22 protein-coding genes are annotated in these 26,086 nt (G+C 70.3%); 5 read left to right on the forward strand and 17 right to left on the reverse strand.

What is annotated here, in order from left to right:
- Positions 1-60: 60 nt before the first annotated feature.
- Positions 61-252: a hypothetical protein gene (locus ACIRRY_RS28365; protein WP_403977692.1), complete on the reverse strand. Its 192-nt coding sequence runs from the start codon at positions 250-252 to the stop codon at positions 61-63.
- Positions 253-414: 162 nt separating this feature from the next.
- On the opposite strand from ACIRRY_RS28365, the gene ACIRRY_RS28370 reads away from it, so the two are divergent.
- Complete coding sequence (locus tag ACIRRY_RS28370; RefSeq protein WP_403977694.1) at positions 415-1,212, forward strand: inositol monophosphatase family protein; 798 nt, start codon at positions 415-417, stop codon at positions 1,210-1,212.
- 31 nt (positions 1,213-1,243) lie between these two features.
- Here the strand turns inward: ACIRRY_RS28370 and ACIRRY_RS28375 are convergent, their stop codons facing one another.
- The 14 genes from ACIRRY_RS28375 to ACIRRY_RS28440 all read right to left on the reverse strand — a co-directional run bounded on the left by ACIRRY_RS28375 (position 1,244) and on the right by ACIRRY_RS28440 (position 20,705).
- The gene (locus ACIRRY_RS28375) at positions 1,244-1,657 is read right to left on the reverse strand and encodes a DUF6069 family protein (RefSeq protein WP_403977696.1); all 414 of its coding nucleotides are present in this window, start codon (positions 1,655-1,657) and stop codon (positions 1,244-1,246) included.
- Between the two features lie 124 nt (positions 1,658-1,781).
- Positions 1,782-4,445 (reverse strand): family 78 glycoside hydrolase catalytic domain, encoded by a 2,664-nt coding sequence (locus ACIRRY_RS28380; RefSeq protein WP_403977698.1) that lies wholly within the window; start codon positions 4,443-4,445, stop codon positions 1,782-1,784.
- Between the two features lie 5 nt (positions 4,446-4,450).
- The gene (locus tag ACIRRY_RS28385; protein ID WP_403977700.1) at positions 4,451-6,025 is read right to left on the reverse strand and encodes a DUF4038 domain-containing protein; all 1,575 of its coding nucleotides are present in this window, start codon (positions 6,023-6,025) and stop codon (positions 4,451-4,453) included.
- On the reverse strand, positions 6,022-8,532 hold the full coding sequence (locus tag ACIRRY_RS28390; protein ID WP_403977702.1) for a beta-glucosidase: 2,511 nt from the start codon (positions 8,530-8,532) through the stop codon (positions 6,022-6,024). Before ACIRRY_RS28390 ends, ACIRRY_RS28385 begins: the two co-directional genes overlap by 4 nt.
- Positions 8,529-10,709, reverse strand: a complete 2,181-nt coding sequence (locus ACIRRY_RS28395) for a beta-galactosidase (RefSeq protein ID WP_403977704.1) — start codon at positions 10,707-10,709, stop codon at positions 8,529-8,531. Before ACIRRY_RS28395 ends, ACIRRY_RS28390 begins: the two co-directional genes overlap by 4 nt.
- A gap of 59 nt (positions 10,710-10,768) precedes the next feature.
- The gene (locus ACIRRY_RS28400; RefSeq protein WP_403977706.1) at positions 10,769-12,268 is read right to left on the reverse strand and encodes a glycoside hydrolase family 43 protein; all 1,500 of its coding nucleotides are present in this window, start codon (positions 12,266-12,268) and stop codon (positions 10,769-10,771) included.
- A complete protein-coding gene (locus ACIRRY_RS28405) occupies positions 12,265-13,191 on the reverse strand; it encodes an ATP-binding cassette domain-containing protein (RefSeq protein ID WP_403977708.1) in 927 nt (308 codons plus the stop codon). Before ACIRRY_RS28405 ends, ACIRRY_RS28400 begins: the two co-directional genes overlap by 4 nt.
- A complete protein-coding gene (locus ACIRRY_RS28410) occupies positions 13,188-15,062 on the reverse strand; it encodes a dipeptide/oligopeptide/nickel ABC transporter permease/ATP-binding protein (protein WP_403977710.1) in 1,875 nt (624 codons plus the stop codon). Before ACIRRY_RS28410 ends, ACIRRY_RS28405 begins: the two co-directional genes overlap by 4 nt.
- Positions 15,059-16,000, reverse strand: coding sequence for an ABC transporter permease (locus ACIRRY_RS28415; protein ID WP_403977712.1), 942 nt, complete (start codon positions 15,998-16,000; stop codon positions 15,059-15,061). Before ACIRRY_RS28415 ends, ACIRRY_RS28410 begins: the two co-directional genes overlap by 4 nt.
- A gap of 87 nt (positions 16,001-16,087) precedes the next feature.
- Positions 16,088-17,617 carry an ABC transporter substrate-binding protein gene (locus ACIRRY_RS28420; RefSeq protein ID WP_403977714.1) on the reverse strand — a complete coding sequence of 510 codons (1,530 nt, stop codon included), beginning with the start codon at positions 17,615-17,617 and terminating at the stop codon, positions 16,088-16,090.
- A gap of 471 nt (positions 17,618-18,088) precedes the next feature.
- Positions 18,089-19,084: a LacI family DNA-binding transcriptional regulator gene (locus tag ACIRRY_RS28425; RefSeq protein WP_403977716.1), complete on the reverse strand. Its 996-nt coding sequence runs from the start codon at positions 19,082-19,084 to the stop codon at positions 18,089-18,091.
- A 168-nt stretch (positions 19,085-19,252) separates the two neighbouring features.
- Entirely contained in the window at positions 19,253-19,483 is a 231-nt protein-coding gene (locus tag ACIRRY_RS28430) for a hypothetical protein (protein WP_403977718.1), read from the reverse strand.
- A 76-nt stretch (positions 19,484-19,559) separates the two neighbouring features.
- Positions 19,560-20,045 carry a hypothetical protein gene (locus ACIRRY_RS28435; RefSeq protein WP_403977720.1) on the reverse strand — a complete coding sequence of 162 codons (486 nt, stop codon included), beginning with the start codon at positions 20,043-20,045 and terminating at the stop codon, positions 19,560-19,562.
- Between the two features lie 183 nt (positions 20,046-20,228).
- Positions 20,229-20,705, reverse strand: a complete 477-nt coding sequence (locus tag ACIRRY_RS28440; protein ID WP_403978352.1) for a DUF6194 family protein — start codon at positions 20,703-20,705, stop codon at positions 20,229-20,231.
- 59 nt (positions 20,706-20,764) lie between these two features.
- On the opposite strand from ACIRRY_RS28440, the gene ACIRRY_RS28445 reads away from it, so the two are divergent.
- Positions 20,765-21,610 (forward strand): MerR family transcriptional regulator, encoded by an 846-nt coding sequence (locus ACIRRY_RS28445; RefSeq protein ID WP_403977722.1) that lies wholly within the window; start codon positions 20,765-20,767, stop codon positions 21,608-21,610.
- On the forward strand, positions 21,607-22,383 hold the full coding sequence (locus tag ACIRRY_RS28450; protein ID WP_403977724.1) for an SDR family oxidoreductase: 777 nt from the start codon (positions 21,607-21,609) through the stop codon (positions 22,381-22,383). The genes ACIRRY_RS28445 and ACIRRY_RS28450 overlap by 4 nt, the downstream gene beginning before the upstream one ends.
- Positions 22,384-22,399: 16 nt before the next feature.
- On the opposite strand, the gene ACIRRY_RS28455 is transcribed toward ACIRRY_RS28450, so the two are convergent.
- Positions 22,400-23,269, reverse strand: coding sequence for a winged helix-turn-helix transcriptional regulator (locus ACIRRY_RS28455; protein ID WP_403977726.1), 870 nt, complete (start codon positions 23,267-23,269; stop codon positions 22,400-22,402).
- 100 nt (positions 23,270-23,369) lie between these two features.
- Between ACIRRY_RS28455 and eno the strand changes: the two genes are divergently transcribed.
- Positions 23,370-24,653, forward strand: a complete 1,284-nt coding sequence (gene eno / locus ACIRRY_RS28460) for a phosphopyruvate hydratase (RefSeq protein ID WP_403977728.1) — start codon at positions 23,370-23,372, stop codon at positions 24,651-24,653.
- 24 nt (positions 24,654-24,677) lie between these two features.
- Here the strand turns inward: eno and ACIRRY_RS28465 are convergent, their stop codons facing one another.
- Positions 24,678-24,974, reverse strand: a complete 297-nt coding sequence (locus ACIRRY_RS28465) for a putative quinol monooxygenase (protein WP_403977730.1) — start codon at positions 24,972-24,974, stop codon at positions 24,678-24,680.
- Between the two features lie 146 nt (positions 24,975-25,120).
- Between ACIRRY_RS28465 and ACIRRY_RS28470 the strand changes: the two genes are divergently transcribed.
- The gene (locus tag ACIRRY_RS28470) at positions 25,121-26,083 is read left to right on the forward strand and encodes a GlxA family transcriptional regulator (protein ID WP_403977732.1); all 963 of its coding nucleotides are present in this window, start codon (positions 25,121-25,123) and stop codon (positions 26,081-26,083) included.
- The last annotated feature ends 3 nt before the right edge of the window (positions 26,084-26,086 follow it).

Raw genomic sequence — 26,086 nt, forward strand, 5'->3', positions numbered from 1 at the left:
TCCGAGTCGGCGTCAACTCGCCTTGAATGAGCGGGAGTTCGACGGTCCCGCCGCCGCGGATCAGTGGGTGTGGCGGCGGACCGCGTCCAGGAGCCGGTCGATGTCGTCGGCGCTGTGGGAGAAGGCGGTGACGAGGCGGACGATGCCCGGCTCCCACCGGTCGTGGTAGAAGGCGTAGCCCTCGGCGAGGAGTCCTTCGGTGACCTGCTGGGGTAGGCGGCAGAAGAGGATGTTGGCCTGCGGGGTGGCCAACGGGCCTGCTCCGGCGATGGACTTACAGCGCCGCCCTGCCGAAGTGAGCCCCGCCCCGCCCAGGTGTCGCCCTGCGGAAAGTCCACGTTCATCCGGCCGTTCTGGTCTCCTGGGACGTGGACGCGATCATGAGGGACGACCTGGACGGGGTGGTGAAGAGCTGTGCCGAACGGACATGACCTGGACGGTGCTCTGCGGGTGGCCGTGGAGCTGGCCGAGTGGGCATCGGACGCGATTCGTGACGGGAACCGAGGAGGTACGGGTCCGGTCCGGCAGAAAGCGGGCCCGGCCGACATCGTCACGGACACGGACGAGGCGGTGGAGCGACACGTACGGGCGGTGCTGCGGCGGGAGTTCCCCGACTGGGGGATCGACGGCGAGGAGTACGGCGCCGAGGCAGGCACGTCGGACGACGCCCCGCACTGGGTGATCGACCCCGTGGACGGAACGACCAACTACGCCCACGGACTGGGCTGGTGCTCCTTCTCCCTGGGCCTGGCGGAGCCGGACGGCGGTCCACTGCTGGGCCTGGTGGCGGACCCCTGGCGGGGCGAGGTCTTCACGGCGGTACGCGGCAAGGGCGCGCACCTCAACGGGTCTCCGATCCACGCGGCGGACCACACCACCCTCACGGGCCATGTGTTCCTCACCGAATGGGCGGCACACGCCCACTGGCCCGGCCTGGACGCGCTGCTCGCGAAACTCGCCGAACGGCACTGCACGGCCCGCGTGATGGGCTCGACCGCGCTGTCCCTGGTCCAGGTCGCGGCGGGCCGGGCGACGGCCGCAGCCATCGGCGAGTTCCACCCGGTGGACGGCCTGCCCGCCCTGCTCATCGCGACCGAGGCGGGGGCGGTGGCGCTGCCGCAACTCCCTTCGTACGGCGAGCCGTTGCTGCTCGTGGCGCCGGAAGCGGCGGCGGAGGCCGGGGAGTTGTGGCGTACGACGGTCGCACTGTAACGGTTCGGAATCCGGCGGCCCCGGTGGGCGCCTACGACAGGGGCATGACCTTGCGGTAGGCGAACACCGCGGCCGTCGCGACCACCACGTGCATCAGGAGCAGCGCTCCGACACCGGTCGCGCCACCGTCGCCGTACAGCAGGAAGTCGGGGACGAAGGACACCACGACGACGGTCGGCACCAGCCACCGCACCAGCGCCGCCGGGTCCTTCGACACCCTGCGCATGATGGCCCACCCGACGGCACCCGCGATCACCCCGACCGCCGTCAGGAAGATGTACGACGAGGCCTTCAGCGGCTGGAAGTCGTCGGGCGCGCCCGCCGTCCGGGCGAGGAGAGCGAGCACGGCGTCCGCCGTCGAGGCCACCACGATCGCGGCGAGCACGCCGCCGACCACGGCGAGCGGACCACGGCGGACGGCGACGGCATCAGAGGCAAAGGACATGGCAACTCCAGGACAGGGTGACTGCGGGAAGAGTCCCCAAAGACCCACGACGGATCGCTTGAAGTCTCAAACGAGAGTCTGACCGACTCCGCTTGAAACTTCAAGCGGAGTCGGGGGCCGGCAGTCAGGGATGCCGGATCGCCGTCGGCGGCCAGGCCGGGGAGGCGTAGGGGCGGGAAAGCACATGCCGTCCCGAGCCGACCTCGAACGGCGCGCTGCCGTCCGGCAGTTGGACCTCCGCCCGGGTGTTCGGGGGGATCAACGCCTCGACGACGAGGTCGTCGCCCTCGATGCGCCAGCCCGCCTCCGCTCTCCCGTACGGAGTGTCGTGGGCCGCCTTCGCCCAGGTCAGATCGCCGCCCGGGTCCGGGGCGACGCGCAGTCGCCGCCAGCCGGGCGCCGCTGCGGCGAGACCCGCGACCGTACGGTGCAGCCAATCGGCGACGGCGCCAAGGGCGTAGTGGTTGAAGGAGGTCATCTCGCCGGGGTTGACGGTGCCGTCGGGCAGCATCGAGTCCCAGCGCTCCCAGACGGTGGTGGCTCCCATGGTCACCGGGTAGAGCCACGACGGGCAGCTCTTCTCCAGGAGCATGCGGTAGGCGAGTTGGGGTTCGTCCGCCGCGCACAGGGCGTCGCAGATCAGGGGTGTGCCCGTGAATCCGGTGGCGATACGGAAGGACGCGCGGCGCACGATGTGCGCCAACCGTTCGGCCGCGCCCCGCCGTTGGCGTTCCGTAGGGAGGAGCGCGAAGGCGATGGCCAGGGCGTACGCGGTCTGGGTGTCCGAGGACAGTCGGCCGTCCGGCGTGACGAACCGGTCCGCGAATCGCCCGCGCACGGCCTGTGCGTGCGCACGGAACCGGACGGCGTCCTCCTTGCCGTCCAACTCCCCGGCACCGTCCAGGAGTTCGGCGACCTCGGCCAGCACCTCGGCGGAACGGACGACATAGGCGTTGGCGACGAGATCGCCGTCGGTCCGCGCCTCCCCCGGCCGGTCCGGCGGGGCCTGCGGGTCGAGCCAGTCGCCGAGTTGGAAGTCCTGCTGCCACAACCCGTCACCCTCGGCGGTGAGTCGGATCGTCGCCTCGCCCCACGCCCGCATGCTCGGGTACTGGGTGCGCAGCACCTCCAGGTCCCCGAACCGCTGGTACAGGGTCCACGGCAGGAGCACCGCGACATCGGCCCACACCGCCTGAGCGCCTACGCCCTCGAAGGCATCCGGCAACACATCGGGCACGACGAGGGGCGGCACGCCGTCCGGGCGCGCCAACTGCTCCGCGGACAGGTCGCGCAGCCAGCCGGTCAGCATGCCGGAGCAGTCGTGGAGGAAGGACGCGGTGGGCGCGAAGACCTGTATGTCACCGGTCCAGCCCATGCGTTCGTCGCGCTGAGGGCAGTCCGTGGGGACGTCGAGGAAGTTGCCGCGCATTCCCTGCACGACGTTCTCGTGCAGCCGGTTCACCAGCGGGTCGGAGCACTCGAACCAGCCGGTGCGGGCCATGTCGGTGTGCAGTACGACCGCCTCGATGTCGGCGGGGTCGAGCGGTCCGGGCCAGTTCCCGATCTCGGCGTAGCGGAAGCCGTGGAAGGTGAAGTGGGGTTCGTACACCTCCACGTTCTCGCTACCGTCCACCCCTTCGCCGCGCAGCACGTAGGTGTCCGTGGCAGCCGCGAACCGCAGCGGGCGGGTGCTCAGTTCACCGTTCTCCAGCACCTCCGCGTGGCGCAGGGTGACCTCGTGTCCGGCGGCACCCTTGACGCGGATGCGCAGTCTCCCGACCAGGTTCTGTCCGAAGTCCAGGACGGTCTTCCCGGACGGCGTCGTGACGACCTGCACCGGGCCGAGGGTCTGGGTGCGTCGGACGGGCGGTCCCGTCGGCGCCACCAACTCCGCGCTGGGGGGCGGGAGTTCGCCAACGGTCGCCCACTCGGACGTGTCGTGTCCCGGCATGGACCAGCCCGCCCGTTCGCTCCGGGCGTCGTAGACCTCGCCGTCGTAGATCTCCGAACGCAGGACGGGGCTCGACGCCGTGCGCCAGTGCTCGTCGGTGACGACGGTCTGGGTCGTGCCGTCCGCGTATGCGATCTCCAACTGGGCGAGGAGCGCGCGGTGTTCGCCGTAGATGGCACGTCTTCCGCCGTGGAAACCGAGGCGGCCGGTGTACCAGCCCTCGCCGAGAAGTGCTCCGATGGTGTTCTCGCCGGTGCGCAGCAGTGGGGTGACGTCGAACGTCTGGTAGCGCAGGCGGTGTTGGTAGGAGGTCCAGCCGGGGGCCATGACGTGGTCGCCCACGCGCTCGCCGTTGATCTCGGCTTCGTAGACGCCGTACGCGGTGATGTACAGACGGGCGGAGACGGCTCGGCCGGCGAGGATGAAGTCGCGGCGGAGCAGCGCTGCGGGGATCGGTTCTCCGGTGGGAGCGTCTCGGTCGGGGGTGACGGGGTGGGCCGTCCAGTCGGCCGGTTCCAGGAGGCCGGTCTCGGCGTACGTGCGCTCCGACCAGGGCGACGGGTCGTCCTCGGTGTCCCCCCAGACGCGTACGCGTACGCCGACGCGCTCCCGGGAGCCGAGGTGCGGCCCTGGCCAGGGGACGAGGACGGACTCGGCGGACTCCACGCGGCCGGTGTCGGTGAGGACCGTGCCGTCGGCGGCGGTGATCTCCAGCTGGTGGGCGGTCTGCCGCCAGCCCCCGGCATCGGCGACCGTGCGCCAGCTGAGGCGTGGTGCGGACTCGCCGATGCCGAGGGGTTCGCGGTGGTGCTCGAAGGTCGGGGGTGTGACCTGCACGGGGATCAACTCCGGTTCGGGGCGTGGCAGATGTACACCCGGGGGGCTCCGCCCTCGTCGGGCACGGGGTCTCCGGCGTCGGCGCGCACGCCCTCGCGGACGGTCTCGCCGGTGCGGGGATCGATCACTCGGTAAGGGAGCGGGACGTTCTCCGGGGCGGTGATGAACAGCGGGCCGCCCTCCTCCGCGTAGCAGAGGTACAGCTCGCCGGGGACGGACAGTCCCCGGGGCGCCAGGGCGAATCGCCAGTCGGGCCGCATGTCCGTCAGGGGGAGGCCGTCGAGGATGCGGGAGATCAGCCCGACGTGGCGTGAGCCCTCGAAGTCCAGGGCCTCTCGCCAGCCGGCGCCCTCGGCCAGGAAGAACTCCTGGTGGCCGGGTTCGCCGGCGTGCAGCCGCCACTGCCACAGGCTCGCCGCGCCGTACACGACGCCCATCGTGCCGCCGGCGCAGAGGTTGCTCCAGGCCTCGTGCCCCTGCCACCAGCCCGCGGCACGGCCGGGGCGGCCGGTGTTCTCGTACGTCGGCTCGGCGTTGGCGACCGCCTTGGCGGGAGTGTTGCGCCACATGTCGGCGACGCGTTCCTGGACGTGGCCGCCCATGTGGCCGGTCTGGCACCACTGGAAGTGCAGCCAACTCTCGCTCTGGTGGGCGCTGTTGTCGGCGTGCGGGCGGTAGTGGATGCCGCAGGGCTGGCCGTAGCCGTCCCAGCGGCCGACCTCCGCACCGCCCGCCGCGATCTGCGGTTCACGGCCCTCGCCGTCGGCGCCGACCAGGTAGACGACGGGGGCGGCGCCGTAACGGGCCACGAGGTAGCGGCAGTAGCGCGCGTACTCCTGCGGGGGCACCACCGGTCCCGCCACGCGCTGGCCCTTCCAGCCGAACCCGTGGAAGAGCGGCTGGAGTACGGGGACGATCCCGTGGTCGCGGAGGATACCGAGCAGGCGGTCGAGGTACTGGAAATAGGCCGGGTTGAGCACATTGACGTGGCCGGTGGGCAGGTCCTCGAAGCCGACGTCGAACCCCTCGTCGGCGGTGCGGTCGCGTGGTCCGCGTGCGTCCATGTCGGGCTGGACACTCATCAGCAGCGCCGCGTTGAAGCCCTTGGCCCGGCGGTCGGCGGCGTACTCCTCGACCTGTTCCTCGGTGGCCCGCCAGGGCAGGGCCCAGGCGGTGTCGCCGACCAACAGCGCGGGCGTCCCGTCGGCGTGCACCAGGCTGCGCCCGCCGGGCGACATCCGCCAGAACCCGTGCCGGTGAAAGGAGTTGGCGTCGCCGTCGACGGCAGGGCGTACGACGAGCGTGCCGCCCTGTCCGGACAGTCCTTCGTCCGCGACCGAACTGCCGCTGCGCCAGGTCCAGTTGCCGTATACCTCCGGGGAGGCGAACCGGATCTTCCAGACCCGGCCGCCGTCCCAGAAGGCGGGACGGCGCAGGACCGTCCCTGACTCGTGTGTGAACTCGGCCCATACGTCGATGTCGGTGTACGGGTTGGCGTGGTCTCGGACCCCGGTGAGGGTGATCTCGGTCTGCCGCCAGGGGGCGAGCACCGGGTCCGCTTCCGGCTTGGGCTCGCTCATGGCCGGCTGACGATGACGTCGGCGGTGAGCGGCAACGTGGTCGACGACGGGCCGGCTTCCAAGGTGTAGGTCCCCAACTCGGTTGCCCAGGCGCCTGCTTCGGTGTCCCAGTGCTCGAACGTCCGCGCGGCCACGGTGACCGTCGCGACGACCTCCTCGCCGGGCGCCGCCTCGATCACGGCGAACCCGGCGAGCCAGCGGAGCGGGCGCTCCACGGCACCGCCCGGGCGGGAGGCGTAGACCTGCACGACCTCCTTGCCGAGCCGGGTACCGCTGTTGCGGATCCGTACGTCCAGGGCGAGTTCGGCGCCGGACGGCACCTCACCGGGGACGTCGACCGAGACGTAGTCCCAGGTGGTGTAGCCGAGTCCGTGGCCGAAGGCGTAGCGGGGCGGCTGGTATCCCGTGCGGCCGTTGCCGCGGTAGCCGATGAACAGCCCCTCGTCGTAGGCGAGTACGCCGTCGATCGGCTCGGTGGAGGGAAGTCCGTGCTCGGAGACGGGCCAGCCGGTGGGCAGTCGGCCGCCCGGCTCCGCGAGGCCCAGCAGGACGTCGGCGAGCGCGTTGCCGAACTCCTGCCCTGGGAACCAGGCGAGCAGAACCGCCGCCACGTCGTCCGCCCACGGAAGCAGCACCGGGGCACCGGAGTTGACCACGACGACGGTACGGGGGTTGGCCTCGGCGACCCGGCGGACGAGTTCGTCCTGCCGGCCGGGCAGGGCGAGGGTGTCACGGTCGAAGCCCTCGCTCTCGACCTCCTCGGTGGTGCCGACGACGACCACGGCGACCTCGGCCTCGCGGGCGAGTGCCACGGCCCGCTCGATCTCCTCGTCGTCGCTGCCGTGCGGGGGCTGGACGTTGAGCTGGAACATGGTGACGGCGTCACCGAGGGCCTCGTCCGACGAGACGATGTCGTGGGTGAGGACGACCTCGGTCTCCTCGCCCTCCGCCAGCTCGACGGTGTGGAGATGTTGCGGCGGGGTCATCAGACCTTCCACCAGGTCGGCGCCCGGCGGGAGTTGGAGGCGTACGTCGAACACCTCGGCGCCCGCGACGGACAGCCGGAAGCGTCCGATGCCCGAGCCGCCGATGGCGTACCGGCCGGCGACGGTCGCGCGGGCCACGGTGCGCGCCTCCACCCGGGCGACCTGGCCGGTCGGCACTCCGTGACCGTACGAGCCCATCCAGGTGTAGGCGCCGCCGGTGCGGCGTTCGGAGCCGAGCAGGATTCCGTCCTCGGACAGGAAGCTCACCTCCACGCCCGCGCCGGAGCCGTCGGGGTGGCGCAGGTGGGTAAGTGCCGCCGCCGGTACGCGAGTTTGCGGGGTGACGCCGATGCCGTGGGTGACCTCGACGTCGTCGCCCAGGGCGGCGCGGATGCCGTCGAGGGGCGAGACGGTGTAGGACGGGAAGACGGTGGCGCTGCCGCCGCCGAGAGTGCGGGCCGTGGCGGCATTGGGTCCGAGGACGGCGACCCGGCTCAAGGCCGCGCGGTCCAGAGGCAGTTGGGCACCCTCGTTGCGGGCCAGTACGAATCCGGCGGCGGCGGTCTCGCGCAGTCGGGCCGCCACGGAAGCGGTGTCGTAGTGGGGCGGCCGGGCGGGTGCGGGTATGTCGCTCAGCGCGCCGACGCGGGCGGCGAGGCGCAGCAGCCGCAGCACCTTGTCGTCGACGAGTGACTCGTCGACCTTGCCCTTGCGTACGGCGGCGACCAGCGCGTCGCCCCATGGGCCGATCGGGCCGGGCATCACCAGGTCGAGCGCGGCACGGGCGGACGGCTCGGTGGTGCGGGCGGCGAACCAGTCCGTCATCACCAGACCGTCGAAGTCCCAGTCGTCGTGCAGTACTTCGCGCAGCAGCGGGCTCTCGGTCATCGAGTGCCCGTTGACCCCGTTGTAGGCGGCCATCACCGCCCAGACCCCGCCCTCGCCGACGATCCGCTCGAAGGGCGCCAAGTACAGCTCCCGCAGGGCGCGTTCACCGATCCGCGCGTCGAGCGTCATGCGCTGGGTCTCGGAGTCGTTGCCGACGAAGTGCTTGACGGTGGCCGCCACTCCGCCGCCCTGGACGCCTCGGACATAGGCGACGCCGACCCGGGCGGTGAGCAGCGGGTCCTCGCTGAAGCACTCGAAGTGCCGTCCGCCGTAGGGGGTTCGGTGCAGGTTCACGGTGGGGGCGAGGAGGACATCGACGTCCTTGGCGCGTGCCTCGTGGGCGAGGAGTCCGCCGAGTTGCTCGACCAGGGGTTCGTCCCAGGTGGCGGCCAGTGCGGTGGGCGAGGGCACGTTGGCGGAGGGGCTGCGCTCGTCCCACAGCTCGCCGCGGACTCCGGCGGGGCCGTCCGAGACGACCAACCGGCGCAGGCCGACGGCGGGTTCGGGGTGGAGGGACCAGAAGTCCGCGCCGGTCAGCAGTCGTACCTTCTGCTCCAGGGTGAGCGCGCCGAGGCGCCTGGCGAACTCGGCCTCGTCGGCGGAGGGGGCGTCGGTGGTGGGCTGCCGGTTCACGGAGTGCTCCTCGGTGAAGTGGGGTCGGTGGAGGAAAGGGGTGCAGCAAGCGCGTCGCCGTCGCGCTGGACGAGCAACCGGACGTCCCAGGGCCCGAGTTCGAGCGTGGTGCCCGCGGGGAGGTGTTCACCGGTGAACAGGTCGGTGGTGTCCGCCGGGAGGCGGTAACCGACTGGATCCCAGGCCCAGTTGTGGACGAAGCGCAGGACCGCTCCGTCGGCGGTGGTGGCGGCTGTGCAGGTGACGGAGGCCGGGCGGTCCGCGCGCCAGGCGTCGGCGGGGAGCGAGACCGTGGCGATCCAGTCGGCGAGGCTGTGCGAGAGTTCGCGGTCCGGGACCGTGCCGACGTAGGTGACCCGGCCCTCGCCGTGCTCGTGCGTGGTGACGGCGGCGAACTGGCCCAGGTGCGGATGCTCGTAGCCGGCCAGTACGGTGGCGCCCTCCGCGATCAGTCCGTCGGCCCAGGCGGTGGCCCGTCCGTGCAGGGCGGGGCCGTCAGCCGTCCCCTCGCCCTTGGTGATCGTGACCGGGGTCAGCACATTGGTGAACTCCTGGTAGCGCGCTCCCACGACGGGGCGCAGCACTCCGGGCATGACCGTGTGCCGGGCGACGGCCTCCTCGTCGGCGTAGCCGGTGCGTGGGGTGAGGACGAGATGGCCGCCGGCTTCGGCGTACCGGCGCAGCAGGTCGAGTGTCGTGTCGTCCGCGATGTACAGCGCGGGGACGACGAGCACCGGCCAGCGGTCGACCAACTCCTCCGGATCGGACGGGAGTTGCTCCGGGGAAACGATGTCGACGGACAGTCCGGCGTCGAACAGCCCCCGGTAGAAGGCGGCGACGATGCGGTCGTAGGACTGCGGATCGCCGAACCAGGCAGGGGCGTTACCCCTGAGCGGGCCCATGAACTCCATGGCCCAGCGGCTGTCGGCGGACAGCAGCATCGCGACGTCGCTGCGTGGACGCAGGCCCTCGATCGCACTGCCCGCCCGCTCGAACTCCCCGGCGATGACGGCGAGTTCGTCGTAGGTCCGGCCGGGTTCCAGGCTGTGGCCGAGGATGCCGCCCCAGTAGGTCTCGGCGCCGTAGTGCAGGGAGTGCCAGTGCCAGTACTCGATCATCCGGGCGCCGCGCGCGACCATGCTCCACACGGCCTGCCGGGCCTGGCCCCGGTAGAGGGGGAAGTTGTCCGCGGAGCCGCCGATCGAGGTGGCGTTGGTCTCCATGACGAGGAAGGGTTCCTGGCGGATGCCGCGTGCCATGTCGTTCTGGAGGTAGAGCCAGGCGGGTCCCGACCAGGCGACGAAGAACGGGTACAGACCGCCGTCCGGCTCGTCGGAGCCCGGCAGCGCCAGGCCGTCCTGGGTGGCGTAGTAGATGTTCGCGCCGGCGACGTCGAGGGGCCGGCCGATCGCCGAGATGTCCAGGCCCTGCTGGCCGAGCGCGACGCAGGTGGTGACGAAATGCTGCTCCGCGACGAGGCCGCGGACCAACTCGGCGTGCCAGGTGATGTATTCCTGCGTCAGCCGGGACTGGTAGCGGCGCCAGGCGAGGTCGTACGACGGGGTGGAGTTGCCGTCGGGGGTCCACAGGTCCGCCCAGTCCTGCAAGCGGTGGGACCAATAGGTCAGCCCCCAGCGGCGGTTGAGCGTCTCGACGTCGCCGTAGCGGTCGCGGAGGTGGTCGAGGAAGCCCTGGAACACCGAGTCGTTGTGGAAGAGCCGTAGTCCGGGTTCGTTGTCGACCTGCCAGCCGATGACCGCCGGGTGGTCGGCGTAGCGCCCGACGATCTTGCGGACCAGTCGCTCGGCGAGGTGCCGGAAGGCGGGGTGCGAGTAGTCCGCGTCCTGTCGCATGCCGTACGGGATCGGCTCGCCGGTGCGTGAACGGGCCGCCGTTTCCGGGTACTTGCGGCGCAGCCAGGGCGGGACGGCGTACGTCGGGGTGCCGATGATCGCCTTGATGCCGCGCTCCTGGGCGGCGTCGAGCACCGGTTGCAGCCAGTCGAGTTCGAAGTGGCCCTCGCGGGGTTCCCAGGTCGACCAGACCGACTCGCCGACCCGGATGACGCTGAACCCGGCCTCGGCCATCAGATCGAGGTCCTGCGCGAGCCGCTCGTACGGCTGGTACTCGGTGTAGTACGCGGCTCCGAAGAGCATGCGTGAGGAGGAAGTGCCCATACGGTGCTGGTGGCTTTCTTTCAGGTACCGGTCGGCTGGTTCGGGACGGGACGTGGGCGTCAGTCCTCGCCCCGGTAGCTGAACTGCTCGAAGGCGACCGAGCCTTCGACGGCGTACATGCCGACGACCCGGCCCGTGAAGGACGCGGCGGTCTCGGCGGAGACGTAGCGGCCGTCGAGGGCCGCGAGTTCGACCGGCCCGGTCCCGGAGTCGTCGCCGGGTTCGACGGACAGCCGGACCGTGTCGGGGCCCAGGGCGTCGAGGCCCATGCCGCGCACCGGCTCCGTCTCGATCCGTACGGTCACCGGTCCCGGGGGAATCGGCTGCTCCCAGGTCTGGGAGAGCCCGCCCACCCGGGCGCGGGCACGGGCCAGGCCGGCGCCCACCTCGATGTCGTAGTGATGGCGTTCGTCGATGCGCAGGCTCAGCCCGCCGACTCCCTCGGCGCTGTCGACGCGCACCGAGAAGACGGCCGACTCGTGCTGCTGGCGGCGGCCGACGAACCGTGGCCGGGGGTCGTCCATGGTGGAGCCGTCGGCGTGGATGACGAGGTGGCCCGGGCGCTCGGTGAGCGAGGACCAGTCGGCGGCCGGTGTCCGTATCGAGAGCCATTCCAGGCCGAGTTGGGCGCCGCTGAAGGTGTCGTGGTGCTCGACCGGGGCGGTGGGCGGGGTCAGTTCGACCGGCTGCACGACCGGCCAGCCGTCGACCCATTCGAACGTGGTGCTGAACGTCTCCCGGCCCATGGGCGAGAAGGCCCTGGTCAGACCGCCGGGCCGCATCCCCAGCAGGATGAGGGCCCAGCCGTCGTCCGGAGTGCGGACGAGGTCGGCGTGGCCGGTGTTCTGGACCTTACGGGCGGTGCTGCGGGCGCTGAGCACGGGATTGGCCGGGCAGCCCTCGAAGGGGCCGACGGGGCTGGGACCCCGGGCGATGCTCACGGAGTGGCCGCGCTCGGTGCCGCCCTCGGCGATCAGGAGATACCAGGTGCCGTCGATCTCGTAGAGGTGCGGCGCCTCGGGGAACATCAGGCCCGTGCCGGACCACAACGACCGTGGTTCTTCGAGGGCTTGGCCTGTTTCGAGGTCCATGCGGACCTGTTGGACGCCCAGGTGTTCGCCGGCGTGGTCGCCGTCGAGTTGGAGCCCGGAGTAGGTGACGTAGCAGGTGCCGTCGGCGTCCCAGGCGAGGTCGGGGTCGATGCCGGGCGCTCCCTGCATGGCGACGCCGTCGGACCAGGGGCCCTCGGCGCGGTCGGCGGTGAAAATGAGGCTGCCGCGCCCCATCGCGTCGGTGACGACCAGCCAGAAGCGGCCGTCGTGGAAACGGATGGTGGGCGCCCAGGCACCGCCGAGCGTGGGGACCTTCTCGACCGCCAACTGCCCCGGGCGGGTGACCACATGGCCGATCGGCTCCCAGTGGACCATGTCGCGGCTGTGGAACAGCGGAATGCCGGGGAGGTACTCGAAGCTGGAGCAGGCGAGGTAGTAGTCGTCGCCGACACGGGTGACGCTGGGGTCCGGGTGGAAGCCGGGGACGGTGGGGTTGGGCAGGGTCATGCTCGGTCTCCCGACGTCGCGGCGATAGCGGGGGTGGTCGTGGAGGCGTCGGCCGCCGTGGCCGCCGCCAGTCGGCGCCGTTCGGCCCGGCGCTCCGCCTGCCGCTGCGGGTCCGGCACCGGCGCGGCGAGCAACAGGCGCTGGGTATAGGGGTGTTGGGGTGTGGTGGTGACGGTCGCCGCGTCCCCGGTCTCGATGATCTCGCCGCCCTGCATGACCGCCACCCGGTGGCTGATGCGCCGGACCACGGACAGGTCGTGGGTGACGAAGAGGTAGGCGACGCCGGTGCGTTCCTGGATCTCCACGAACAGGTCCAGGACCCGGGCCTGGGTCGACAGGTCCAGTGCGCTGACCGGTTCGTCGCAGACGATGACCCGGGGGTCGCGTGACAACGCCCGTGCGATGGCGATGCGTTGGCGCTGTCCGCCGGAGAACTCGCGCGGCAGCCGGTCCCCCGCGTCGGCGGGCAGCCGTACGTGGTCGAGGAGGTCCCGGACCCGCTTCTCGGCCTCCGCGCGAGGGGTGCCCGCTACGCGCAGGGGTTCGCTGAGGATGTCGTTCACGGTCATCGCCGGGTTGAGGGAGGTGTACGGGTCCTGGAACACCACCTGGATGTCGCTGCTGAGCGCCCGGCGTTCCTTCGCGCCCAGGTCCGAGATGACCTTGCCGTCGTAGCGGACGGTGCCGGAGGTGATCGGGGCCAGTCCGAGGACGGCCCGGCCCAGGGTGGTCTTGCCGGAGCCGGACTCACCGACCAGCCCGAGCGTCTCGCCCGCGCCGATGGTGATCGACACCCCCTTCAGCACCCGGAACGGCGGCCTGCGCCAGCCCTTCGACGGGTACTCGACGACCAAGTCGTCGACCACGAGCAGGGGTTCGGCCGGGAGTTCCTTCTTCGGTGTCCCGTTCATGGTCGCGGTCATGCCGGACCCTCCTGACGTCCGGTGTGGGTGATGCCCGCGCCGCTCGCCGAGACGGCGCGGCTCGGATCGAGCGCGGGCCGCGGCTCGGCGTCCTCCAGCGTGGACGCCAGGAGCATGCGGGTGTACGGGTGTTGGGGATCGGCGAACAACCGGTCCACCGGTGCGGACTCGACGACGGCACCGGTCTGCATCACCGTCACGCGGTCGCAGAGGTCGGCCACGACGCCGAAGTCGTGGGTCACCAGGATCAGGCCCATGTTCCGCTCGCGCTGCAAGGAGCGCATCAGGTCGAGCACCTCGGCCTGCACGGTCACGTCGAGGGCCGTGGTCGGCTCGTCGGCGATCAGCAGGTCCGGTTCGCAGGAGACGGCACCGGCGATGAGGACGCGCTGCGCCATGCCGCCGGAGATCTGGTGCGGATAGGAGCGGAAGACGCGTTCCGGGTCGGAGATGCCGACCCGCTCCAACAGGCCCAGCGTCTTCGCCCGCGCCTCGGCGGCCGACAGCCCGAGGTGCCGGCGTACCGGTTCGACCAGTTGGGCGCCGATACGGAAGGACGGGTCGAGGTTGGACATGGGTTCCTGCGGGACGTAGGCGATCCGGTGGCCGCGGTAGCGGTTCATCGCCGCGCGGCCGAGGCGGCCCAGTTCCGTGCCGTCGAACAGAAGGCGGTCGGTGGTGACTTGGGCCTCGCGGGGCAGCAACCCGAGGATGGCGAAGGCTGTTTGGCTCTTGCCCGAGCCCGACTCCCCCACGAGTCCGAGGACTTCGCCCCGGCGCACTGTCAGGGAGACCCCGTCGACGACGGTCTTCTCGCCCTGGGCCGTCGGATAGGAGACCGTCAGGCCGTCGAGGACGAGCAGGGCGTCGTCCGTCTCGGGCGGGGCGGGCTCTGCCTTCTTGTTCGCTTGCGGCGCCTTCTTGTCGGCGTGCGGTGCCTTCTTGTCGGCGGCCGGTCCGCGGGACGCGGCGCCACGCGACGGCTTCCGCACCGCGACCGCGGTCCCGTCCAGCGCGTCCCGCAGGGCGTTGCCCAGCAGACCGAACGCGGCGACGGTGATCGCGAGGGCCGCTCCGGGCCAGACCATCAACTCCGGCTTGGTGTAGATGTTGCCGAAGGCGTCGTTGAGCATGGAGCCCCAGCTCGCCTGGGTCGCCGAGCCCAGACCGAGGAACTCCAGCCCGGACTGGATGACGATGCCGAGTCCGAGCATCTGGGCGGCCTGGATGATGGTCGGCGCCTGCACCACGGGCAGGATGTGACGACGGATGATCCGGGAGTCCGACAGGCCGGACACCCGGGCCGCGTCGACGTACAGCTCCTCGCGTACGGAGATCACCGAGGCGCGGATCAGCCGGAAGACACCCGGTGACATCAGCACGCCGAAGACCGCCATGGCGAGGTACGTGTTCTGGCCCAGCGCGGACATCACGACGAGCAGCACGATGATCGCCGGTACGGCCATCAGCAGGTTGGACAGCCAACTGCTCACGGCGTCGAACCACTTGCGGTAGTAGCCGGCCACCAGACCGGCGGGTACGCCGATCACCACGGCGACGGCCACCGCGATCAGGGCACCCAGCAGGCTGGTGCGGCCGCCGTAGAGGAGCCGGGCCAGGACGTCGCGGCCGACGCCGTCGCCGCCGAGCGGGTGCTTGCCGCTCATCGGGGCGAGGCTGTCGGTCAGCGAGGAGCGGGCCGGGTCCTGACTGGTGAGCAGGGGGGCGAACAGGCTGGCCAGCGCGATGATCGCGAGGACCACCAGGCAGGCCACGGCCACCGGGTTGCGCAGCAGCCGGCGCAGGAGTCCCGCCCGCCCCTGCGCGGCGACGGCGGGGGCCACCGTTTCTTCGGACTGGGGAAGCGTCATCCCACACGCACCTTCGGGTTGAGCCAGCCGTATGCGAGGTCCATCAGGATGTTGACCACCACGACGAGGGCGACCATGACCACGACGACGCCCATGACCACCGGGGTGTCGCCCTGGGAGCCGGCGGTCGTGGCCTGGCTGCCGATGCCGTTGAGGCCGAAGACCTTCTCGACGACCACCGCGCCGCCGACCAGGCCGATGAACTGGAGGGCCAGCACGGTCAGCGCGGCCGGGGCAGCGTTGCGCAGCGCGTGCCGGAACAGCAGGCTCCGCTCGCTGATGCCACGGCTGCGGAGGGTGCGTACGTAGTCCGCGCGCAGGACGTCGACCATGGAGCCGCGCACCTGTTGGGCGGTGGCGGCGATCGCGCCGACGGAGAGCGACAGCGCGGGGAGGGTGATCGACTTGAGCCAGCCGCCCGCCGAGTCCGCCAGCGGCACGTATCCGGTCGCGGGCAGCCAGCCCAGGTCGACGCCGATCACGACGGCGAACACCAGGGCGACCAGGAAGCTGGGCACCGCGAACCCGAGGACCGCCAGCAGTTGCACCACCTGGTCGAGGGCGCCCCGGCGGACCGCGGCGGCCACGCCCAGCACCGTGCTCAGTACCGCCGACACCAGGAGTGCCGCCAGCACGATCGACAGGGTGACCGGCAGCTTGTTCTCGAGTGAGCTCGTCACGGACTCACCGCTGAACCACGAGCTGCCGAGGTTGCCGTGCACCGCGTCCGCGAGCCAGTGGCCGTAGCGGACCACGAAGGACTGGTCGAGCCCGAGTTCGGCGGACTTCGCCGTCACCTGCTGCTGGGTGGCGGTCTGTCCGACGATCTGGCGCACCGGATCGGAGCCGGTGAGGCTCATCAACGCGAAGGTCGTGGTCGCGATCACCAGGACCAGGACCAGCCCGGCGGCGATGCGCCGGACCAAGAAAACGATCATTAGTCTCTCCACCTTGCCTTTCCCTGACCGGTGTTGGTCGGCGGGCCGGGCGGACGGGTCACCGTCCCGCCCGGCACGCCGACCCGATCAGCCGGCGGGCCTGAAGTTGTAGATCGGCGGGACGGCGGCGAACTCCTGCGGGGTGAAGGTGATCCCCTTGGTCGTCGCGTAGGTGTTCTCCACGGAGTCCCAGGGCGCGTTCCACGCCTGGTCCACGAGGTAGGTGTTGAGCTGCTTGAACAGCGCGTCCTGGGCGGCGCCGGTCGCCGACTGGGCCTTCGTGATGAGGTCGGTGACCTTCGGGTCCGAGCTGTGCAGCGGGTTCCACAGCGCGCTCTTGGCGACCTCGATCTGGATGGTGTCCCAGGGCCGGAAGGAGGCCAACGTCATGTACGACAAGGGGTACTTGCCCGCGAGAAGCGCGCTGATGAATTGACTGACCGGGATCTTGTCGACCTTGACCTTGATCCCGATGTCCTCCAACTGCTGGACCATCGCGGCCTGTTGGTCGGGGAAGACCGACGAGACGTCCGGGACGGTGACCGAGAAACCGTGCGGATAGCCTGCCTCGGCCAGCAGTTGCTTGGCCTTGGCCGGGTCGTAGGAGTACTTGGAGTCGAGCGATTCGTCGAAGGCCGAGCCGGCCGGGTTGAAGATCTGGGTCGTCGCCTTGCCCAGTCCCTGCTTCGCCGTCTTGACGATCGTGGAACGGTCGAACGCGTAGTTCAGGGCCTGGCGGACCCGGACGTCGCCGAGCGCCTTGACGATCTTTCCCTCACGGTCCCAGATGTAGACGCCCTCGACGTCACCGGAGGTGAACTTGGTGACGGTCAGCCCGCTGCTCTTGGCCGGCGCGATGTTCTTGGCGCTGGCCAGCAGGGCGCCGTTGACCTGCCCGGAGCGCAGCGCGTTGAGCACGGCGGTCGGGTCGGTGAGCGGCTTGAGGACGATCTTGTCGAAGGGGAAGGCGGCCTTGTTCCAGTAGCCCTGGTTGCGCACGAAGGTGTACGTACTGCCGTCCGTGGTCGCGGACTTGTCCAGGGTGTACGGCCCCGAGCCCACCGGCGTGGTCTTGATCGTCCCCGCGTCGATGGCCTTCGGGCTGGCCATCATTCCGGCCACGTTGCCGAGGTTCGGCACCAGGGAGGGGTCGGGGGCGGAGAGCTTGATCGCGACCGTGGTGGCGTTGACGACGTCGATGCCGGTGATGCCCTTGAGCTGGCCGGCGGCCTCGCTGGTGCCCTTCTCTGTGTGCAGCAGATTGGTCTTGACCGCCGTCGCGTCCAAGGCGGTGCCGTCGGTGAACTTGACGCCGCTGCGCAGGGTCATCGTGAGCACCGTACGGGCCGCGTTGTACGACCACTTGGTCGCCAGGTTGGGCTTGACGTCGGCCGTCGGGGACAGCCGGAGCAGCGAGTCGTATACGGGCTGGTAGTACTGCGCGTTGTTACCGAGACCGGCGTCGGCCAGATCCCACGGCTGCGCGGCGACCAGGGGGGCCAGGGTGAGGGTGCCGCCGGTGGCCGCCTTGCCCGAACCGGAACCCGATCCCGAGCCGCACGCGGCCGCGGACAACATCAGGACAGCCGATACGGCGGTCAGCGCGATTCTTCGCATGGGTGCTCCGCTGGTGAGTGGATGACCGGGCGGCATCGGTCGACGAGCCGCCCTCAAGGGCCTCGGAGGGAGTGGGAAACCAGGTCCTGACGCGGCCTGGACCGTTCTTGGCGGTCAGCCGTTCCTGGCGGAAGGGGCTATGCATCCACCGTGTTTCGGTGGGTCGAAATCAGCCACTGATACGTACAAGTGAAACGTATGCGTAACGTAGCCCCGCGGTTGGTGGACCACAAGGGGCGTGCGGGAGGTTTTTGGGAAGGGGGGATTCGGACGAACGGGGAGGGGGTGTGAGGGGCGCGGGCGTGAGGGGCCGGGGTGGTGACAGGGACCCACCGCTTGCGCAGAACCGGCCTCGCTTGCGCAGACCTGTCCCCCGTCAGACGAACCCGCGGCTTTGCGCGGACCCGTCCCACGTCAAGCTGACTCGCGGCTTGTGAAGTGCGGGCCTCGCTCGAGCAGACCCGTCCCCCGTCAGGCGGACTCGCGTACCACCAGCGTCAGCGGGGTCACCTGGGGTGCCTGTGGCTGGGATTGGCCGGTCACGCCGCCGACGATCATGCGGGCGATGCGGCCCACGGCGACATCGAGGTTGTTGTCGATCGTCGTCAGCGGCGGTACCGCGAACGGCGCCAACTTGTCGTTGTCGACGCCGATCACGGCCAGGTCGCCGGGGGCGGCGAGGCCCACTCTGCGCATACCCGCGAGGAGGGCGAAGGCCGTCTCGTCGTTGTAGGCACACACTCCCGTGACAGCGGGGACGGCCGAGTGCCACTGCTCCGCCGCCGCGGCGGCCGCCGAGATGTCGAGCGGCACCTCCAGCACGACCGGCGGCTCAAGACCGCGCTCCGCGCAGGCGGCACGGGCACCGTCGAGCCGTAGCGCCAGGAAGTCGACGAGTCGGGGATCCCCGGGCGCGGCGTACCCGATGCGCGTGTGTCCCGTCGCGGCGAGGCGCTCGACCTGCATCGAGCCGATCAGGGTCTGGGGAACGGTCAGGACACCCGGGGTGACCGCAGGGCCCATCCCGGTGCTGACCACGTGGATTCCGGCTGCCCGCATGCTGGCCACATCGTCGGCGGCGACCTCGAAGGTCGTCATCACGGCCGCCGGCATGAGCTCACGCCACAGCGACTTGAGCGGGGCGTGCCGCTCGCGCCTGGTGACGAGGTTCAGGCCGTGCCGCTCCAGTTCGTCACCGAGCAGTTCGACCAGGGCGGTCAGCGTGCCGCCGACGGGAACGTCCGGGAGGAACAGCAGCACCAGGTCACTGCGGCCCAGGCGCAGGGCGCGTGCGGCGGCCGACGGTTCGTAGCCCAGTTTCGCCACGGCGTCGAGCACCTTGCGCCGGGTCTGCTCGGAGATCTTCTGGTGCGACACGTCGTTCAGCACATAGCTGACGGTCGTCTGCGAGACCCCTGCCTCCTTGGCGACGTCGGTCGCCGTCACACGGGCGGTCCTGCGCGCCATGGGGGTCTCCTGTGGAAGATCTTGGACAGTCCTGGTGGGGGGCGTCCGAGTGAGCGGCGAGAGCTACTGAATCGTAACAGTGGGCATGTGGAATGTCCGATACTCCAGACGGCCCGGGCTGTGAAAATCCGGTGCGCGCGGCTCGCCGTCCGGTGTCGGTGCCGTGGCTCATTCGCCGTTGTCGATGCTCCAGGCCCAGAATCCGCCCTTGGCGATCCGCTTGAGGAGGGTGTTGAAGTCGGCTTTGACTGCTTCCGGGGTCTTCTCCGGCGGGAACAGGGGTTTCATCGGCTGCCGTTCCAGTGGCAGGTTCTGGGAGAGGCGGGCCTTGTAGGCGTTGTACACGGCCGCGATGTCCTTACGGATCGTCTCGCCCTCGGTGTTGCCCAGGATCGGCATGCCGCGCCCGCCATCTCCAGGGTGACGAGACCCGGCACCGGGTACGGCACGCCCCTGAAGTTCTCCTCCTCCTCGTTCATCTCGGGTCGGCTTCCGCCATCGGATGCATACCGAACTCATGGCACAGCATGCCCACGATGTAGCCGATGTCGTAGTTCTCGAGGTAGTAGGACGCCAGGGTGACGAAAACGCCTTCGGTCCCCTTGTCGACCACGTTCGCCGGCGTCTCCTTCGTCCGCTTCTCCAGCATGATCCGGCAAGGCCGGTCGCCGAGAAAAGACTTGATCGCCGTGTTGGAGGTCAGGAGGTCCAGAATCCGCGTGGCCTTGCCCTGCGACCCGGGAAACTTGAGGGACACGTTGGTGAGGGTGATGTTCCCGTGCGACAGCTTGTTGCGCTGAACCACCGCCCGCTGTACGGCCGGTGCCGGATCGGCCGCCCGCCCGGCCCACCCATGGCCCCCCTCGCCGAGCATCCGCACGACTCCGGCATTGCCCGCCCTGGCCTGGAGCGACAGCAACTCGTGCGACGGGGTGACGGTACGGACTGCGGGAGCGCTCACCGCGGTACACCTGGCTCCGGCATCCTCCGGTCGGACTTCAACTCGGGCGTGCACGTGCTCACTTCCTGGCCTGGAATCGTGATCATCGCTGTACAACCGCCGACCGGACACCTTCACCAGGTCTTCCGGGGCAATGACGCCCGCCCTGAGATCCACTCCAACTGCCTGTAGGGACACGGAGGTTCAAGGAGTGCGAGACCTTCCCTGCCCATCCCGCCGCGCACACCTGACACGGGCATCACCATGCGCGCCACGCAACAGCTCCACCACCAACTCCCCAGTCCCCTCACCGGGATTGACGACGCAGACCCAGCCGAGCGCCCCGTACACCGGGTGCGGCAGCACGCTGTCGGTGACCGTGAAGTCGCGCGTCCGGACGACACTGCGCGGCTCCTCTCCCGTGAGTTCGCGGAACGCCGTACGGCCGACGTGGATGTTCACGCGCCAGCGGCCCGGAGGATCGAGGTCGGAAGCGGTGTCGCCGGGGAGGTTCTTGGTGACGACGGTCCCGTACGGCTGGACGTGCTGGGGCAGTTGACCGTCGGGGGCGTAGTAGAAGAACGCGTCGCCCCAGGCGAGTTCGGGAAAGTCGCCACCCGGTTCCGGTACGACCACGAGCGCGCCGGTGAAGTCTCGTACGGTCGCGATGATCTGTTCCATACTCATGTCCGTATTCATGGTTCGAGCATGACCTTCAAGTGCTTATGTGGGGTTGGCCGATGGATGAGCCGGTGAGCGCTCCGCGACGCGAGCCGCTCAGGACCGCCGATGTCGCACGGGAGTCGGGGTACTCGGTGCAGCAGGTCCGCGACCTGGAACGGCTGGGCGTCATCCCTCCGGCGGCCCGGGCGAGCAACGGATACCGCTCCTACACACCGCTGCACCTCCACGCCCTTCGGGCCTATCGAGGACTCGCAGGTGCCGTCGGGCCAGTCGTAGCAAGGCAGTTGCTCACCGAGCTGCACACGCGGAGGCTCACGGAGGCGGCCTCGGCGATCAACGAGATCCATGTGCGGCTGGCGCGGGAACGCGAGGAGGCGTTGCGTGCAGGAGAGGCCTTGCGTGCGATCCAAGCCGAAGCGGACACACCGGAGTTCGAGCAGGACTCCGCGCAGGACAGCGACGCGATGACGATCACCGAACTCTCCAGAGCACTCGGCGTGCGCCCTTCGACCCTGCGGTTCTGGGAACAGGAAGGGCTCGTCACCCCCGAACGCGTGACCTCCCTGCGGGCACGCCGCTACGGCCTCTCCGCGATCAGGGCGGCCCGTATCGTCACGGCCCTCCGGAGCAGCGGTTACGGCATCCCCGCGGTGCGCGAGATCGTGGGGTCCCTGCATCAACTCGACGGCACGGAAGAGGCCCGACGCGTCCTGCGTGAGCGTCTCGACGACATCGCGCTACGGACCGTAGGGCTGCTGCGAGCGGGAACGGATCTGGCAGCCGTCGTCACGGCCGCCCAGGAATCACCGGAGGCACCTCCACCGAAGCCGCCGCGCAGAAGTAACCCTGCGAAGAAGGCAGTTGCCCATCCGATTCCGGTCCTGAACGATCTCGGTACATGACACCCCGACCCACTCACCCGTCTACCCGCCCGCTCGCCCTGATCACCGGAGTAGGACGCACCGTCGGCATCGGTGCGGGTATCGCCCGTCGGCTGGCGGCCTCAGGCTGGGACGTCGCCTTCACCTACTGGACGCCCTACGACGAACGCATGGCCTGGGGCCCCGAGTCCGGCGCGGCCTCGGCCATCGCCGACTCACTCACCCAACATGGCGCCAGAACAACGACAGTTGAGGCGGACCTGGCAGACCCGGACACTCCGGCCCGTGTCTTCGACGAGGCCGAGCGCGAACTGGGCGGGGTCACGGCCCTGGTGATGTGCCACTGCGAGTCGGTCGACTCCGGCATCCTCGACACCACCGTGGAGAGCTTCGACCGGCACTTCGCGGTCAACGCCCGCGCCACCTGGCTGCTGATCCGCGAGTACGGCCGGCGGTTCGCCGCCACCCCGGGCACCGGCCGGATCATCGCCCTCACCAGCGATCACACCGTGGGCAACCTTCCCTACGGCGCCAGCAAGGGCGCCCTGGACCGCATCACCCTGGCCGCCGCGCACGAACTCGCCCACCTCGGCATCACCGCCAACGTCATCAACCCCGGCCCGGTGGACACCGGTTGGATGACCGACGAGGGCCGCGCGCAGGTGCTCCGGCAGACGCCGCTCAACCGTCTCGGCACCCCGCAGGACACCGCCCATCTCGTCGACTTCCTCTGCTCGCCGGAAGGCCAGTGGATCAACGGCCAACTCCTCATGAGCAACGGTGGATTCGCCTAGGATCCGCTCACCCGGCTCACGTGGCACGAGCGCGGTCCGCGGCCAGTCGTAGGCCCTCCGCGACCGCGTGCGGGATGTCGTCGACCGGGAACAGGGTGTGTCGTACGGTCCGTTCGGCGTCGACGATCAGGATCAGACGTTTGTGGCGCAGCCGGCCGGCGCCTCGGAAGGTCGGCAACCGCAGGGCCGCGCCCAGTTGGTGGTGGGCGTCGGAGAGAAGGGCGTACGGGATCTCCTCGGCTCGGGCGAACTCCGCCTGTTCGTGCGGGAGTTGGGTGCTGATTCCGCGTATCTCCACGCCCGCTCGGCGGAAGTCGGGCCAGGCGTCGCGAAAGAGCCGGTTCTCCAGGGTGCAGCCCTCGGCCCCGGGGATCGGCGGCTCGCCCCACCCGATGCCTGTGCCGGGGTAGGTGAACAGCACGGTCGCGGCGGCGTCCGGCGGTACCACGGGCAGGTCGGTGCCCTGGGTGCCAGGGAGTCGAAGATCCTCGGGCAGCCGGGCACCGGGGAGGGCGTGCACGCGGGCGTGTTCGGCGCTGTCCTCAGCCGCGGTCGCGGTGAGGCTTCCGTCGCCGAGCCCCCATCGGTCGCCCCAGTCCTGCATCGCGACGAGTAGCGGCAGCAGCGCGAGACCGGCATCCGTGAGCACGTACTCGTAGCGCACCGGGCGCCGCTGATAGAGGCTGCGGCGCAGGACGCCCTGGGCGACGAGCCGGCCGAGGCGCTCGGTGAGGACGTTGCGGGACAGGCCGATCTCGGCGGCCAGCGCGTCGAAGCGGACATGGCCGCGGGCGATCTCCCGCAGGATCAGAACGTTCCACCAGTCCCCCATGACCTCGGCGGCCTGCGCGATGCCACAGGTTTCGTCGGCGTTGTGCTTCCTCATGCGCCCATAGTAGGTTCTCTTTCAGGACTCACTTTGTTTCCGAATGGAACTTACCGCCCGCCGATGCCAGAGAAGCGGGCCCTGCGTGAGGAGTTGCATCGTGACCGCCATCAGCCGGGTCGTCGCACGGGAGATCATCGACAGCCGGGGCAATCCCACCGTCGAGGTGGACGTGGAACTGAAGGACGACTCGCTCGGCCGGGCCGCCGTACCCTCGGGCGCCTCCACCGGCGCCAGGGAAGCCGTCGAACTGCGCGACGGCGATCCAACCCGCTTCCACGGCAAGGGAGTTCGGCGCGCAGTCGACGCCGTCAACGAGAGCATCGCGGACGCCGTGATCGGGCTCGACGCCGAGGCCCAGGCGACCGTGGACCGGACCATGATCGAGCTGGACGGCACGGACACCAAGTCGCGCCTCGGCGCCAACGCCCTGCTCGGTGTCTCCCTGGCCACCGCCAAGGCCGCCGCGGCCGCCCACCGACTGCCGCTGTACCGCTACATCGGCGGCGTCGACGCCCGCCTGCTGCCGGTGCCGATGATGAACATCGTCAACGGCGGCGCCCACGCCGACAACCCGCTGGACTTCCAGGAGTTCATGCTCGCCCCGATCGGCGCGAGCACCTTCGCCGAGGCCGTCCGGATGGGCTCCGAGGTCTTCCACACCCTGCGCCGCGACCTGCTCGCGGCCGGCCACAGCGCGAACGTCGGCGACGAGGGCGGCTTCGCCCCCGACCTGCGCACCGCCGACGAGGCTCTCGACTTCGTCGTGAACGCCATCGAGAAGACCGGCTACAAACCCGGCACCGACATCACCCTCGTCCTGGACCCGGCCACCTCCGAGTTCTTCCACGACGGCGTCTACGACTACACCGGCGAGGGCGTCCGCCGCACCCCCGCCCAACACGCCGACTACCTGGCCGAGTTGGTCGACCGCTACCCGATCGCGTCGATCGAGGACCCGATGGCCGAGGACGACCACGCCGGCTGGCGCGACCTGACCGAGCGGCTCGGCGGGCGCTGCCAGCTCACCGGCGACGACGTCTTCTGCACCAACGAGACGCTGTTGAGCGCCGGGATCCGCGACGGGATCGCCAACTCGATCCTGGTGAAGGTCAATCAGATCGGCACCCTCACCGAGACCCTGGCCACGGTCGCGACGGCCCACCGCGCCGGCTACACCGTCGTCATGTCCCACCGCTCCGGCGAGACCGAGGACACCACCATCGCCGACCTCGCCGTCGCCACCGGCTGCGGCCAGATCAAGACCGGTTCGCTCTCCCGGTCCGACCGCACCGCCAAGTACAACCAACTCGTGCGCATCGAGGAGGACTTGGGCGACCAGGCGCGGTACGCGGGACGGGCCGCGCTGGGGCTGCGCCGCTGACAGCGGGGCGGCGTGCGGTCCCGGTCAGGAGACCTTGGTCGCCAGCAGGTCCACCGGGGCGATCACCGGCGGCGCGCTGAGCTTCGTCTGTGCGGCGTCCCCCAGGGCGGCGGCGATCCGGCCCGTCAAGTGCGCCTGGCGGCCCTGTTCGTCCTCGAAGGTGTCGAACACCCCGAAGACGGTGGCGCTCTCGCGGAACGCGAACCAGGTCACCGTGCCCTCTTCCTGTTCGGCCAACTCCTGGGCGCCGCGCAGCAGGGCCTCCACCTCGTCGGCGTACTCCGGCTTGGCCTCGACGCGTACCAACAGACCGACCTTCACTGTGACCACTCCTTGCATATGAACCGCATGAACCACACGAACCGCCGGACTCCCGGACTCCCGGACTCCCGGCGCACAACGAACCTATGGCGGCCCCCGGTGATCACATCAGCGGCAGAAACGACACGGTTGATAGTGTTTCCGCCATGCGGGTAGCGGTGGTCGTCTACGACGGGGTGTTCGACTCGGGGCTCTCGGCGATCCTCGACGTGCTGAGCAACGCCAACGCGCTGGGCGGACAGATCCACGAGTTGTCGCCCACCTGGAACGTGACACTGGTGGGCCCGGCTCCGCAGGTGCGGACGGGTGCGGGATTCCTCGTGGCGCCTGAGCCGCTCGATGCCGCCGACGCCGCCGACCTCCTGGTCGTACCGGCACTCGCGGCGAGCGATGCCTCGGTGTTGCTCGACCATGTCGGTGGCGGGGCGTCCCTGCCCGTGCGCGAGCTGATCGTGCGAACTCGCCTTCGTGGTACGGCGATTACCTCGGCGTGCGCGGGTACCTTCCTGCTGGCCGAGACCGGAGTGCTGGACGGGCTGCGTGCCACGACGACCTGGTGGCTGTCGCCGGCGTTCCGGAACCGGTATCCCAAGGTCGAGCTGGATCACAGCCGGATGGTCATCGGCTGCGAGGGCATCACCACCGCCGGTGCGGCCTTCGGCCATGTCGACCTCGCGCTGTCGATCGTCCGGACCGGCAGCCCCGCGCTCGCCGACCTGGTCGCCCGCTATCTCGTGGTCGACGAGCGCCCGTCGCAGGCGGCGTACGCGATTCCCAGCGCGCTGGCCCAGAGTGATCCGACCGTCGCGGCCTTCGAGGTCTGGGCCCGCGAGCATCTGGCCGCGCCCATCAGCATCCCCGAGGCCGCCAAGGCCATCGGCGTCAGCGAGCGGACCCTCCAGCGCGCCGTGCAGCGCACCGTCGGGACCTCCCCCATCCGGTTCGTCCAGGACCTGAGGATCGAACGCGCCTCCCATCTCCTGCGCACCACCGGCCTCTCCCTGGAGACGATCTCCAGGAAGGTCGGCTACGAGCACCCCAACACACTGCGGGTGCTCCTGCGCGAACGCACCGGGAAGACGACGTCGGCGCTGCGCGGCAGCAAGTGAGGC

Source organism: Streptomyces sp. NPDC101776 (assembly GCF_044766845.1).
GTDB lineage: Bacteria > Actinomycetota > Actinomycetes > Streptomycetales > Streptomycetaceae > Streptomyces.

Bases quoted from the DNA above. Each gene is read 5' to 3' on its own strand.
- ACIRRY_RS28415 (WP_403977712.1), bottom strand. From the start codon at position 16,000: ATGATCGTTTTCTTGGTCCGGCGCATCGCCGCCGGGCTGGTCCTGGTC.
- ACIRRY_RS28425 (WP_403977716.1), bottom strand. From the start codon at position 19,084: ATGGCGCGCAGGACCGCCCGTGTGACGGCGACCGACGTCGCCAAGGAG.
- ACIRRY_RS28395 (WP_403977704.1), bottom strand. From the start codon at position 10,709: ATGGGCACTTCCTCCTCACGCATGCTCTTCGGAGCCGCGTACTACACC.
- ACIRRY_RS28405 (WP_403977708.1), bottom strand. From the start codon at position 13,191: ATGACCGCGACCATGAACGGGACACCGAAGAAGGAACTCCCGGCCGAA.
- ACIRRY_RS28445 (WP_403977722.1), top strand. From the start codon at position 20,765: ATGGATGAGCCGGTGAGCGCTCCGCGACGCGAGCCGCTCAGGACCGCC.
- ACIRRY_RS28455 (WP_403977726.1), bottom strand. From the start codon at position 23,269: ATGAGGAAGCACAACGCCGACGAAACCTGTGGCATCGCGCAGGCCGCC.
- ACIRRY_RS28430 (WP_403977718.1), bottom strand. From the start codon at position 19,483: ATGCCGATCCTGGGCAACACCGAGGGCGAGACGATCCGTAAGGACATC.
- ACIRRY_RS28410 (WP_403977710.1), bottom strand. From the start codon at position 15,062: ATGACGCTTCCCCAGTCCGAAGAAACGGTGGCCCCCGCCGTCGCCGCG.
- ACIRRY_RS28385 (WP_403977700.1), bottom strand. From the start codon at position 6,025: ATGAGCGAGCCCAAGCCGGAAGCGGACCCGGTGCTCGCCCCCTGGCGG.
- ACIRRY_RS28450 (WP_403977724.1), top strand. From the start codon at position 21,607: ATGACACCCCGACCCACTCACCCGTCTACCCGCCCGCTCGCCCTGATC.
- ACIRRY_RS28375 (WP_403977696.1), bottom strand. From the start codon at position 1,657: ATGTCCTTTGCCTCTGATGCCGTCGCCGTCCGCCGTGGTCCGCTCGCC.
- ACIRRY_RS28400 (WP_403977706.1), bottom strand. From the start codon at position 12,268: ATGACCCTGCCCAACCCCACCGTCCCCGGCTTCCACCCGGACCCCAGC.
- ACIRRY_RS28470 (WP_403977732.1), top strand. From the start codon at position 25,121: ATGCGGGTAGCGGTGGTCGTCTACGACGGGGTGTTCGACTCGGGGCTC.
- ACIRRY_RS28440 (WP_403978352.1), bottom strand. From the start codon at position 20,705: ATGGAACAGATCATCGCGACCGTACGAGACTTCACCGGCGCGCTCGTG.
- ACIRRY_RS28420 (WP_403977714.1), bottom strand. From the start codon at position 17,617: ATGCGAAGAATCGCGCTGACCGCCGTATCGGCTGTCCTGATGTTGTCC.